Origin of the sequence: Exiguobacterium sp. s83, from assembly GCF_018617095.1 — a bacterium.
GTDB classification, from domain to species: domain Bacteria; phylum Bacillota; class Bacilli; order Exiguobacteriales; family Exiguobacteriaceae; genus Exiguobacterium; species Exiguobacterium profundum.
The window spans coordinates 578,737-591,193 of the sequence record NZ_JACSJP010000001.1 but is presented as its reverse complement, the minus strand read 5'-3'; the positions used below and the strand labels follow the sequence as shown (position 1 = coordinate 591,193).

The window sequence follows — 12,457 nt, the reverse complement described above, 5'->3', positions numbered from 1 at the left end:
GAAAAAACGGGGATGCCTCTGCCGACACCCCCGAATCCTTTACAAAATTGTATGAGCAATCTCTTCGTAAAGAAGTTGATCGACCTCATTTTGTTCATTCAACACGGCTACTTTTGGACGATGTGTTTTCGCCTCTTCCGCTGTCATTTGACCGTACGCCATGATGATGACCACATCACCGACCTGGAAATGACGTGCTGCCGCACCGTTCAAACAAATCACGCCTGACCCACGTTCCCCTTTGATGACATACGTCTCGATGCGAGCACCATTATGGTTGTTCGTAATGTGTACATGTTCATTCTCCATGATGCCGACCGCATCCATTAAATCCTCATCGATTGTAATCGAACCGACGTAGTGTAAGTTTGCTTCTGTCACTGTTGCTTTATGAAGCTTTGCGTGCATAAATGTACGAATCATTGGATTCATCCCTTCTTCCAAATCACATTATCAATCAATCGGGCCCGTTCAAACTGAATTGCCACTGCTAACAAGAGTTCAGTCGAGTCGCTCGAGACGGCACCGAGCGTCGGATAATCGACAAGCTCGACGTAATCGATTTGACTGTTCGGAATCTCGTCCAAACGTTCAATCAGCTGTCGTTTTACTTCATCAACTTGTTGACCTGCATCGAGTGCCTCTCGCGCCATCGTCAATGCGCTGAAGATCCGACTCGCCTCTACCGTTTCGATATCTGACAAGTAGACGTTTCGAGAAGATTTGGCTAGTCCTGTCTCCTCACGAATAATCGGGCAGCGTCGAATCTCTACCGGTACGAAATAATCTCGGACATATCCTTCAATCAATGCCACTTGTTGGGCATCCTTTAGACCGAAATAAGCGCGTGTCGGTTGAACAAGGTTAAATAATTTCGAGACGATTGTCAACACACCATCAAAATGGCCGGGACGACTCGACCCACATAATACGTCCGCCCCGTGACGAACGGTCACGCGCGCCATATCAAGGGGATACATCGTCTCCGTCGTCGGATAGAACAGGACATCGACTCCCGCTTCACGTGCCAACTTCTCATCCCGTTCAAAGTCACGGGGATAACGGTCGAGATCTTCATTCGGTCCGAACTGTGTCGGATTGACAAAAATACTCATGACGACGACGTCATTTTCCCGTCGCGCGTTTTCAACGAGGCTCATATGTCCTTCATGCAAATATCCCATCGTCGGCACGAATCCAATCGTTTGATCCGTTGGTAAAGCACTACGTAATTCTTCGACGGTCGATACAATTCTCATCATTTTCCTCCATACAACGAGTCGAGCAACGACTCATCCATTGTGAACGTATGACGTTCTTGTGGGAAGTGACCGTTCTTCGTCTCTTCGACATAAGAGCGGATGGCATCCGTCGCCACTTCATTCACGTCTGCATACGCTTGGACAAATTTAGGGAGACGGTCCACCCCATATTTCAATACGTCATGATAGACGAGCACTTGGCCGTCGACATCTGCACCTGCACCGATTCCGATGACAGGAATCGTCAACTCTTCTGCGATCCGTTTTGCCAATTGATGAGGGACACACTCAAGGACGAGCATCTTCGCGCCAGCACGTTCAGCAGCCAAGCTGTCTTGAAGGAGTGTCTCGGCAGCCTCAAGGGATTTCCCTTGTACTTTATATCCTTCTAGGACGCCAACCGATTGAGGGGTCAACCCTAAATGGGCGACACATGGCATGCCGACTTGTGTCAAACGCTCAATCGTCTGAAGCACGTCACCGGCACCTTCTAGTTTAATGGCATCCGCACGACCTTCTTGGAATAAGCGCGATGCTGCCTGTAACGTTCGATCGAAGTCTCCGTGATATGACGCAAACGGCATATCCACCACAACGAACGTATGTTGTGCTCCTCGGCGTACGGCTTTCGAATGATGAAGCATGTCCTCCATCGTCACTGGAATCGTCGAATCATAACCAAGGACGACCATTCCGAGTGAATCACCTACTAAAATCAAATCGACCCCTGCCGATTCGGCAAGTTTGGCTGACGGATAATCATACGCCGTCAACATGACGAGCTTTTCCTGCTCGTTCATCTTTTTTAACAATGTAGTCATCGTGTGCATCTGTTTCTCCTCCTAAACGTGGAGACAGGAAAGAATAAACGCCCTCTTACACAGATGGCAAGAAGGCGCACGAAAAACAAATTCATGGTTTTCATGAGTTAGTGTCCTTCTGTCCCTGTCATAATGATCAAGGCAGACAACTGAATGTGACAGTCTGCAAGCGCGGTACACTTCAAAAATTGATAGCGTCCGACACATTAAGTATAGTCGATGGTCTCGCTTTCATCAATCATTCCACACTGCAATCTCAGCAGAATAGACCGGTTCGACCGTTCCATCCACTTCGAGTAGCAACGCCCCTTCGTCCGAGATGCCGCGCATGACACCTGTTCGCGACGTCCGGGACCCACTCAAGGTGACCGACTCATTTAAATAGGCGGCATGTTTCATCCAGTTCAAGCGAATGGGCGCAAATCCCACGTCAAGGAACCGATCGTATTCGGTCTCGAGTTCTGCCAACAGTTCTGCCAATAACTCACTGCGATGATACCGCGTCCCGGTCTCTAAATACAGGGAGGTCGCCCGGTGCGCCAACTCCGTCGGAATGTCATCGCCGTTGACATTCATTCCAAACCCTAAAATGACGGCTTGGATGCGGTCCCCTTCCGTTTGCATTTCTGTCAGAATGCCTCCGATTTTCTTGCCATTTAGCAGTAAATCGTTTGGCCATTTGATGGTCACGTCAAGGTCACGTGCATTCAACGCTTTCGCAAACGCACTCGCCGCCATCAAGGTAAGCTTTGATGCGTCGCGAATGGGCAACTCCGGCCTTAAAATCACACTTGCCGCGATATTGACGTGCTTCGGATTGTACCAATTGCGACCGAGTTGTCCGCGCCCTGCCGTCTGTTCCTCGCTCATGACGAGCGTCCCCTCCGGCACGTGTTGTTGCGCCAGCTCATGGGCGATTCGTTGTGTCGTGTCGATTTGGTCAAACGCATGGACGATTTGACCGAACCGTCCCTTCCGATATGACGCAAACGCCGGTTCATCGAATCGGTCATTTTGCTCAAGCAATTGGTATCCTTTTCTTGGGATCGTATGAATCGCATAACCGTCTTGCTTAAGCGTTTCGATATGTTTCCAAATAGCGGTACGTGAAATATTTAATTGACGGGCCAACTCTTGGCCACTCCATACTTCACCATCTTGTAATAGCGTCAGAACACGCCCGCGCGTTGAAGCCATCGTTTCGCCTCCTCTTTCAATACTGTCTCATGGTTCGGTAACTCGTTTAAGATGACGCGTCGTTCGAGGTCGGCTAACAGATGCTTGATCGCTTCCCCTCGTGCCCCGAGCGCTAAGGCGTCCCGGCCGTTAAACTTTAACTCTTTCCGTGACGTCATCGGGAGCGACTGTTTCAGTTCACGGCTTCGGTCTCTCTCCTCGTTCATTCGGAAATAAGTGGAGAGCGTCTGTTCATCCGTCGCATAAATCGTCATCCGGTCAAGCCCTGTCTCACAGAGCTGTGCAAGTGTGCGTGCCTCCCGTTTGATGGCGTTCGACCGTTTCCATGGCGATAGCCAGCCGTCATCCTGTGCATGATAAAGAAAGAGTGCCCACCCGCTGACCGCGTTCACAGGGGTCCGATTGTCCTCTTGGACACGCTGCATCAGTTCGGTCGTCACGTTTGGTAAATGACGATGAATGCCGAGCTCGACCATCTCACCTAGTGCTTTCTTGTACGCAGGTCCCGTCAACAGTTTCTCGAATTCGATTGCGATACGCTCCATCGCAATCTGTTCGAGCTTATGACCGAGCCCGCTCGCCGCTTCCCGCAACTCGTCATGTAAGGTGAAGTCGAGCTGTGACATGAAGCGAAGCGCGCGCATGATGCGAAGCGCGTCCTCTCCGAACCGTTCAAACGGACTGCCGACTGTTCGGATGATTCGTTCCTCTAAATCATGTTGGCCACCGAATAAATCGACCACTCGCCCATCATGGAACGCCATCGCGTTCATCGTGAAGTCCCTTCGTAATAGATCCTCTTCAAGCGACACCCCGAGTGCGACATGGTCCGGTCGTCTCGAATCCGAATATGACCCTTCTGAACGGAATGTCGTCACTTCGAACGGATGGTGGTCGAGAATGACCGTGACGGTCCCATGTTCAATACCGGTCGGAACCGACTTCGGGAACAGCGCCATCACCTCCTCCGGGAAGAGGGACGTCGCCAAATCGATATCATCGGGCAGACTCCCGAGCACGTAATCCCGAACAGCACCACCGACGATATACGCCTCGCCCCCATGGTGTTCGATGGTGTCGATGATTTGTTTTGCGTATTCCCATTCTGTCATGATGTCACCACCTGTTCATACAAGCGCTCATATTCGGTCACGATGTCATGTGAGGCGAAACGCCGGGATTTCACCAATCCATTTTGTCGGAACCGTTCTCGTAGCGAACGATCGGTCAAGAGCCGCTCCATCGCAGAGGCGGCCTGGCTCGCATCCCCTTTTGGAACGACGAAACCGTCCTCACCGTCCGTGATCACTTCAGGTAGCCCGCCCGCATCGCTCACGACAGAGGGCACACCTGTCGCCATTGCCTCGAGCGCTACGAGACCGAACGCCTCCTTGTCTGATAACAGGACGTGAACGTCACTGATTGCCAGAAGTGCGGCGACTTGTTCTTGTTTCCCGGCAAAAATGACCTGCTCTTCAAGCCCCATTTCCGTCACGAGTCGACGCATCGCACCCATGAGCGGACCGTCTCCGACGAGCAATAGTTTCTTATTCGGAACATCCATCTGATCGAACGCCTCAAGGACGAGGTCGACGCGTTTGACAGGACGGAAGTTTGAAATGTGGATGGCGACCCGGTCCTCATCCGACAAGCCGTACCGTTCCCGGAGTGTCGGGTCGAGTTGAGGCGTATACACCGATTCATCGATGAAGTTATGGATGACTTGGATCGGTAAATCACTGGCAATCCGCTCTTCTGTCTCTCGTTTCAAACTATGCGAGACCGCCGTGATCGCGTTCGATTGGCGCAATCCATAAAGAATGGCCGGTTTCAGTTCCTCGTCCTCACCGAGCACGGTAATATCGGTCCCGTGTAACGTCGACACGATCGGAGTCTTCACTCCCGCCATCTCGCGACCAAGCGCGGCACAAACGGCATGCGGTACGGCATAGTGTGCATGGATGACATCAAGCCCGAACGATTGGATGACGCTCGCGATTTTCGCTGAGAGCGTCATGTCGTACGGCGGATACCGAAAGACCGAATATTGATTGATTTCGACTTGATGGAACGTGATATTCGGGTGATAGGCGTTCAAACGAAACGGCATGCTGCTCGTAATGAAATGAACGTCATGTCCTCGGTCCGCAAGCTTCATGCCGAGCTCTGTCGCCAATATCCCAGAGCCTCCGACCGATGGATAACACAGAATCCCAATCCGATATGTCATGCGAGCTCACCTGCCTGTTTTACGACATACGGTCGAACGCGCTTCAAGCCTTCCGCATAAGCGACGCCAATCAAGCTCCCAAAATGGCGTTCACGGGCGATGACCCGTTCCACGTACGCATCGGTGAGCGGTGTCTTCACCCCATCGACGGGGGTGAACTGACTCGCGTAACATTGAAGCGCCCGTGTCTTCACTTCGATCGTGTCACTAATATCCACGCACACATCCGGTTCGACGTGAGCATTGATCATATATTGGTACACACTTTCCGGACGATATGCCTCGAGTTCGGGTAAGTACTTCCGAATCCCGGCATTAAACAGCGCCTCTGTCACGAGATAGGCGCAGGCCGCATGGTCCGGATGGCGGTCGACCTCATATGGATAGAGTAAGTGGGTTGGGCGCTCACGGCGAATCAAGGAAACGATTGCCTCGAGCTGCTCTTCTCCCCCGTCAATCCCCCGGTCTTTAAATCCTAGATTGATTCGACGGACACCAAGCACGTCATCAGCCGCACTTGCCTCCTGTCGTCTCGTTTCTACATCACCATTTGAAGAAAGTTCCGCTCTCGTCAAATCGACGTACACGACCTCAGTCTTCTCTTTCGTCCATTGGGCGGTCATGCCGGCGATCCCGATTTCGATATCGTCCGGATGTGCCCCGATGGCTACTACTTTCATCTACATCACCTCTTCTTTGAAAAGTATAGCCGACTCGTTTCTGAATGTCATATGTTCAGGGTAGTCAATCGAACTGTTTTTCGAGTACTCTATCTAAGGGGAGGTGAACCTGATGACGGTACAATTACCGATTCGTGTTCGAAATATTATTTTTATCTTAATAGGTTCTTTTATTTTTGCATTCGGCGTTTATCACTTCAACGTCCAAAACAATTTGGCCGAGGGTGGGTTCACCGGGATCACATTGATTCTCCGCGGACTATTTGATATCTCACCTTCTGTCACGAACTTGGCACTAAACATCCCGCTCTTTTTCATGAGTTACAAGTTGTTAGGTCGAACGACTTTCGTTTATACACTAATCGGGACGTTCTCCTTTTCACTTTGGTACGCACTCATCGCCAAGTATTCGACGCTCGTCATCGACTTGACGGATGACATGGTGCTCGCCAGTTTGTTCGCCGGTCTCTTCATCGGAGTCGGTCTTGGCATCATCTTTAACAATGGCGGGACGACGGGCGGCGTCGATATCATCGCGCGACTCGTACAACGCTATATCGGCTGGTCGATTGGGAAGACGTTTCTAATCTTTGACTTCTTTGTCATCGTCCTCAGTTTGACATACCTCGACATTCGTGAGGCGATGTACACACTCCTCGCCGTCTATATCGGGGCACGCGTCATCGACTCGATGCAAGAAGGAACGTATGCCGGTAAAGCGGCGATGATCATCAGTGACCACCGCACTGCTATCGCCGACGGTATTCATGCGACGATGAACCGGGGCACGACCCGACTGCTCGCAAAAGGCGGTTATTCGAACCGAGAACTCGAGGTCTTATATGTCGTCGTCGGCCGTAACGAAGTTAACCGTTTGAAGACAATCGTCAAACAGATCGACCCGCATGCGTTCGTCACGTTCCATCACGTGTATGAAGTCGGGGGCGAAGGGTTTACGTTCGATGAAAATCGGATGCCTTTGAAATAAGCAAAAAAATCGCCTCGTTCACAGAGATGAACGGGCGATTTTTTATGATTCGATGTGGAGCACCTCGACTTGAATCGTACCTCCTGGCGTTTCCACTTGAATCGTTTGCCCCATTGTCGCCCCCATCAAACGACGACCGAGTGGCGATGTCACGGATATGCTTCCTCGTTCTAGATCCGCTTCTGCCTCACTCACGATTCGATAGCGCTCGGTCTCTTCTTGTTGTAGTTCCCGAATCACGACCTGATTTCCGAACGTCACGACTTCAGACTGAACGGATTCGACGATGGTCGCGTCGTCAAGGAGGCGATTCAGTTCTAAAATATCCGCCTCGATCCGTTCATATTCATGTAACGCTTCACGATAGGTGACGTCTTCACGGAAATCACAAAATTTTCGAGCTGTCCGTATCCGTTCACGCGCATCCGTTTGCTCATTTTTTAGCCTCACAAGTCGATTTGTCAATTGGTGATGACCTGTCTCTGTCAGTTGAGGTTTCATTAATAATAATTCCTTTCGTCAAAAAATTAAAGAATCCCGCCAATCGACGGGATTCCATTCAATCCTATTCCTCACGTGGCATAAAGACGATGAGTGCCAAACGAATGAGTTCGGCAACCGCCACGAGCGTTGCAGCGACGTAAGTCCAAGCCGCGGCATTCAACACTTTACGTGCACCAGTCTCTTCTGTCGCCGTCACGATTCCGTGAGACGTCAATTGCGCCATCGCTCGTTTCGATGCATCGAACTCGACCGGTAACGTGATCAACTGGAACACGACCGCCCCGAGCATCATGATGACACCGAGTTGAGCCAACCCGAGTGCCCCGAATAAGAATCCTCCGAGTAACAACGGGAACGACAAGTTCGACGTGATGTTGACGACCGGAACAAGGCTGTGGCGGACGCGCATCATCTTATAGTCTGTCGCATCTTGAATGACGTGACCAATCTCGTGCGCAGCGATCGCGGCAGACGAGATTGTCGACCCTTGATACACTTCGCGAGACAAACGAACGACTTTATTGACCGGGTCATAGTGGTCGCTCATGAGTCCGTCGACCATTTCGATTCTCACGTTGTGTACACCGTTTTGTTTCATGATGAAATCAGCGACCTGTGCACCTGTGACACCGCTTTGGAGCGGTTGTTTCAAAAACTGCTTATACGTACTTTTCACTCGCATCTGGGCCCATAAGGGGATGAGCATGATCAGTGCAAGATAGAAAATATAGCTACCTAATGACATTTTCTATTTCACCTCTGCATGTATTTGATAATTTGATTTTACATTCTTATGACCTTATTTTCAAGCGATGGGCGTAGTACGAACGCATATCCCATAAAAAAACATAATCCGGTCAACCAGAAAGAGCCGTAGCCGATCCACATGATATGTTCCGCGAGTGACGGATAGCGCGGCCATTGACCGAGCACATAATCGACGACGTCATTATGAATTACCCAAATCAATGAACAGACAAACGAAGTAATGGTCCATTTCATGAATGGTGCGTAGATGAGTGCTTGAAGCGCCATCGCACCATGAGAGACCATCAACATGACAGCCATCAAGATGGTCAAGGTCGGCGCATCCGGTGGTAACGTACCGAGATACATGATGTTCATGATTACGGCCCAGACCCCGTATTTGACCAACGTGATGAAGGCGAGTGTCTCGAACAACGGGGAGCACTTGTTAGCTAACCAAAGTCCGAGAACAATCGTAAAGAAGAATGATGCCGTCGGACTATCCGGTACGAACAGCCAATAGATGTACGGTGTGTCACGCAATTGAGGCTCATACCAGATATATCCGTAAATCGTCCCTCCCAAGTTGATGATCAATAAAACAGTCAGTACAATCCGATGCATCAAGAACGGTTTTAAAAACATGGGGTTCATTATCTCAATCCTTTTTCTTCAGTTTATCGTATGCGTCGTGCAGAAGTAAAAAAGTGTAGCCCGATATCCAGGCTACACTTGAAGACTTACTTGTTATTTTCGCCGCCTTCACCGTATGAAGCGATGAACTCAGACATGGCTTGGAGATCTTCATCTGAACCGTCCCACTGACCAGCTGGCATCGTACCGACACCGTTGACCGCGATTTCCGCGATCTCTTCGGCCGTATACTGCGTTCCGACGAGTGCTGGAGCCGCTGCTCCACCTTCTAGGTTTTGACCGTGACAGTTGACGCAAGATTGAGCCGAATAAATCTCATATCCTGGAGCCGCTGTATCGATTTCAGGACCTTCACCTGGAATTTGAAGCTCACCTTGTGCATGGACTTGATCCCAGTGTGTCGTTTGAACAGATTCCCAAGTCAAGTAGAAGACCGAGAGAATTCCAAGTAACATGAAACTGATCGCGACTGGTCGTTTCGCCGGTCGACGCTCAAGACCTTGGTCAAGCCATGGTGCAACGAGAAGTGCCGTGAACGCCAAACCTGGAATAATGACTGTGCCGAGTAAGATCCAGTCCCCAGCAGCGAATTGATATTTGAGTAATTGATACAAGAACAAGAAATACCAGTCCGGCAACGGAATGTATGACGTGTTCGTTGGATCGGCGATATTTTGAAGCGGTGGTGCCTCGACAATTGTCAAAGCGATGAATCCGATCAAGAAGACCGACCCTACCATCCACTCTTTAAGCAAGAAGTTCGGCCAGAACGCCTCTGTGCGTCCTGGGTATTCTGAATAGTCTTTTGCAATGTTTTGTTTCCGATTCGAGATTCCTACTCGAGAGTCGGTTACAAATTTCATCCCTTTACCGCGATGCATATCGTTTCTCCTCCTTTTTCTCCTCGAATCGGCTTATAGCGGTCCAGAAACCCCTTGTTTACGAATCATCAAGAAGTGGGCTCCCAACAGTCCGAACAATGCCGCCGGTAAGAAGAAGACGTGAATTGCGAAGAATCGTGCGAGTGTGCTCGCCCCGACAATCTCACCACCAGCGAGAAGTGTCTTCGCAATACCACCGATAACCGGTACACTTTCAGCGATTTGAAGCGTAACTTTTGTTGCGAACAATGCCTTCATGTCCCATGGAAGCAAGTATCCTGTGAGTCCGAGCGCCAAGACGACGAAGAACAAGAGAACACCGACGACCCAGTTGAGCTCACGCGGCTTCTTATACGATCCCGTGAAGAACACGCGGAGCGTATGTAAGAATAACATGACGATGGCTACAGATGCGCCCCAGTGGTGCATCCCACGAACGATTTGTCCGTGTGCGATCTCATTTTGCAAATAATACACCGACGCGTGCGCGTTGATGATATCTGGTACGTAATACATCGTCAAGAACATCCCTGAAAGGATCTGGATGACGATTGTAAAGAACGTCAAACCGCCAAAACAATAGACAAATGCAGAGAAGTGATGAGCAGGGTTGACGTGTTCCGGTACTTCATGGTCTGCGATATCGCGCCAGAGCGGTGTGATGTCTACGCGTTCATCGACCCAGTCATAAATTTTTTGTAACATCGGCTAGTTCCCCCTCTCATTACTGAGCGACTGGACTACCTAAATATAGGAAGCCGTCTTTTTCTTCTTTTTCATAACGTGCAAGTGGTGCTGTCGGTGGTGTACCTGGGATGTTCGTTCCATCTTTTTCATAACGTCCCAAGTGACATGGACAGAAGAATTCTGTTGGACGAGTCGGGTCACCAGCGTAGGCTACCTGACAACCTAGGTGTGTACAAATCGGAGAAAGCGCGACAATCTCGCCACTATCTGTTTTGTAAACCCATGCTGAAAGCGTTTCTTCAAATTCATACCAAGCATCTTGTGTTTGTTTCTTAAAGTCGACACGTTGCGGCTCAGTCGTGATGTCATCAAGACTCATTACTTTTACTTTGTCGCCTGCACCGGATTTTTTCAAAACCGGATCGATCGCAAAGTTGACCATCGGACTGATCAATGTTGCCGCCATAAAGCCACCTACTCCAGTCAGTGTGTACGTTAAGAACTGACGGCGCGTGACTTTTGACCCATTTTGAGCCATTTCGTTCCCCCCTCATTCGTGTGCATAACCCCATAATTCTTTATGCATTCTTCACAAAAATTTCTCACTCAACAAAATAGTATATCAATAAAACCTCTACGTCAACCGCTTCATGTCGCCATCCAACGGCTCGAAAGTTCCGTGATGACTTGCGTCGCAAAATTCTGGACCATCGTGTGCGCCTGATCGCTTGACATCGATCCAAGCGCGAGCGGCGGTACGAACAAAACCGGCAAATCAAATGCTTTGAAACGGACGTCTGACGCGATAAACAATACGTGAGAAAATCCGGATGAATTTGCTTTCGCCACCACATCCTGCGCCAACTTCACACCAGCTTCCACATCGGTGTAACTGATGGTCGGGCTGAGCATCGTTCGACCAGATAATTGACGTTCTGTCTCAGCCGTGACGGCATGAATCACTTCATAGCTTTCGGCTTTACGAACCATATCTTCACCAAACGCCAATTCTGCGAGCGGAACGATGAGCGTATCGACGTATTGTCGTTCGGCAATCGAGCGGAGTGCCCCTTGACTATCGAACCTCATCTTTTCCCTCCTCTCCTTCATATCTCATCATGTCTATTGTAGCGTACATGACTTCGCTCACCTTTCAAAGTTATGAACGAACTGTGAAATAAATGTGTATTCCTACGTAATTAATATACCAAAAAACAAGCGCCTACCGGAACGGAAGCGCTTGTTTTTTTCAAAATAATTTAGATGCTCGCACTTGATGAAGTTGAGTCGTCAGATTGCGGAATAAATTCTCGTCTCGTCGGTCGAGCGCTTTATCGATTTCAATCAGCAATCGCTCTTCTTCAAATTGAGCAACCGATGCTTGAATGACCGTTTGAGCAGAGGAAGAGACTTCGTCTCTCACTTCTGCCACTGGTTCAAACGGATTCTGTTCGACGATGTCGACCCAGTTCTCATCGATCATCATGCCTTGAAAATTTAACTCTACATAGATTGGCCCATCGTGTAGACGGATGTCATGATAAGCCTTCTCAGGATTCATGGTCACAAGGTCTCCCCGTCGGTATCGAAACGGTTCACCGTCAAACCCGTACGCTGTCATCACGAGACTTCGTGGTGAGACTGAAGCGTTTGTCACGAAATGAACGTTGCCAAGCTTTTCAGGATGTCTTAACCAATAGTCAAGAATCCACTTTGCTTCACGTTTCCGAAGCGTATGATGAGCGACGAATCGCTTCAAAAAATTACGTTTCCGCTCGACCATCTGACCTCATTCCCTTCCCTTAT

The 12,457-nt window shown here is 49.7% G+C and carries 16 protein-coding genes; 1 reads left to right on the top strand and 15 read right to left on the bottom strand.

The features are described 5' to 3' along the window. Positions 1-39: 39 nt before the first annotated feature. From panD to bshB1, 7 genes are all read right to left on the bottom strand, one after another. Positions 40-423, bottom strand: coding sequence for an aspartate 1-decarboxylase (gene panD / locus KNO73_RS03030; protein WP_015881490.1), 384 nt, complete (start codon positions 421-423; stop codon positions 40-42). Between the two features lie 5 nt (positions 424-428). Continuing rightward, entirely contained in the window at positions 429-1,259 is an 831-nt protein-coding gene (panC, locus tag KNO73_RS03025) for a pantoate--beta-alanine ligase (RefSeq protein WP_215112016.1), read from the bottom strand. After that, entirely contained in the window at positions 1,259-2,092 is an 834-nt protein-coding gene (panB, locus tag KNO73_RS03020; protein ID WP_031423969.1) for a 3-methyl-2-oxobutanoate hydroxymethyltransferase, read from the bottom strand. Before panB ends, panC begins: the two co-directional genes overlap by 1 nt. A 225-nt stretch (positions 2,093-2,317) precedes the next feature. Then, positions 2,318-3,280, bottom strand: a complete 963-nt coding sequence (locus KNO73_RS03015) for a biotin--[acetyl-CoA-carboxylase] ligase (RefSeq protein ID WP_215112015.1) — start codon at positions 3,278-3,280, stop codon at positions 2,318-2,320. Continuing rightward, positions 3,253-4,392 carry a CCA tRNA nucleotidyltransferase gene (locus KNO73_RS03010; RefSeq protein WP_215112014.1) on the bottom strand — a complete coding sequence of 380 codons (1,140 nt, stop codon included), beginning with the start codon at positions 4,390-4,392 and terminating at the stop codon, positions 3,253-3,255. Before KNO73_RS03010 ends, KNO73_RS03015 begins: the two co-directional genes overlap by 28 nt. Then, positions 4,389-5,510 (bottom strand): N-acetyl-alpha-D-glucosaminyl L-malate synthase BshA, encoded by a 1,122-nt coding sequence (bshA, locus tag KNO73_RS03005; RefSeq protein WP_214731033.1) that lies wholly within the window; start codon positions 5,508-5,510, stop codon positions 4,389-4,391. Before bshA ends, KNO73_RS03010 begins: the two co-directional genes overlap by 4 nt. Next, positions 5,507-6,190, bottom strand: a complete 684-nt coding sequence (gene bshB1 / locus KNO73_RS03000) for a bacillithiol biosynthesis deacetylase BshB1 (protein WP_214812256.1) — start codon at positions 6,188-6,190, stop codon at positions 5,507-5,509. Before bshB1 ends, bshA begins: the two co-directional genes overlap by 4 nt. A gap of 112 nt (positions 6,191-6,302) precedes the next feature. Between bshB1 and KNO73_RS02995 the strand changes: the two genes are divergently transcribed. Next, positions 6,303-7,178 (top strand): YitT family protein, encoded by an 876-nt coding sequence (locus tag KNO73_RS02995; protein ID WP_015881483.1) that lies wholly within the window; start codon positions 6,303-6,305, stop codon positions 7,176-7,178. Positions 7,179-7,220: 42 nt separating this feature from the next. Here the strand turns inward: KNO73_RS02995 and KNO73_RS02990 are convergent, their stop codons facing one another. From KNO73_RS02990 to KNO73_RS02955, 8 genes are all read right to left on the bottom strand, one after another. After that, positions 7,221-7,679: a GreA/GreB family elongation factor gene (locus KNO73_RS02990; RefSeq protein WP_215112013.1), complete on the bottom strand. Its 459-nt coding sequence runs from the start codon at positions 7,677-7,679 to the stop codon at positions 7,221-7,223. Between the two features lie 64 nt (positions 7,680-7,743). Next, entirely contained in the window at positions 7,744-8,427 is a 684-nt protein-coding gene (locus KNO73_RS02985) for a zinc metallopeptidase (RefSeq protein WP_214734139.1), read from the bottom strand. A gap of 38 nt (positions 8,428-8,465) precedes the next feature. Then, entirely contained in the window at positions 8,466-9,083 is a 618-nt protein-coding gene (locus tag KNO73_RS02980) for a DUF1405 domain-containing protein (RefSeq protein WP_214684455.1), read from the bottom strand. A gap of 86 nt (positions 9,084-9,169) precedes the next feature. Then, entirely contained in the window at positions 9,170-9,964 is a 795-nt protein-coding gene (locus tag KNO73_RS02975; protein ID WP_015881479.1) for a menaquinol-cytochrome c reductase cytochrome b/c subunit, read from the bottom strand. Between the two features lie 33 nt (positions 9,965-9,997). Further along, positions 9,998-10,669 (bottom strand): menaquinol-cytochrome c reductase cytochrome b subunit, encoded by a 672-nt coding sequence (qcrB, locus tag KNO73_RS02970; RefSeq protein WP_015881478.1) that lies wholly within the window; start codon positions 10,667-10,669, stop codon positions 9,998-10,000. A 19-nt stretch (positions 10,670-10,688) separates the two neighbouring features. Then, entirely contained in the window at positions 10,689-11,189 is a 501-nt protein-coding gene (locus tag KNO73_RS02965; protein ID WP_015881477.1) for a QcrA and Rieske domain-containing protein, read from the bottom strand. A gap of 110 nt (positions 11,190-11,299) precedes the next feature. Continuing rightward, a complete protein-coding gene (locus tag KNO73_RS02960; protein WP_015881476.1) occupies positions 11,300-11,740 on the bottom strand; it encodes a YpiF family protein in 441 nt (146 codons plus the stop codon). 160 nt (positions 11,741-11,900) lie between these two features. Continuing rightward, a complete protein-coding gene (locus tag KNO73_RS02955; RefSeq protein ID WP_015881475.1) occupies positions 11,901-12,434 on the bottom strand; it encodes a ReoY family proteolytic degradation factor in 534 nt (177 codons plus the stop codon). Positions 12,435-12,457 lie beyond the last annotated feature (23 nt).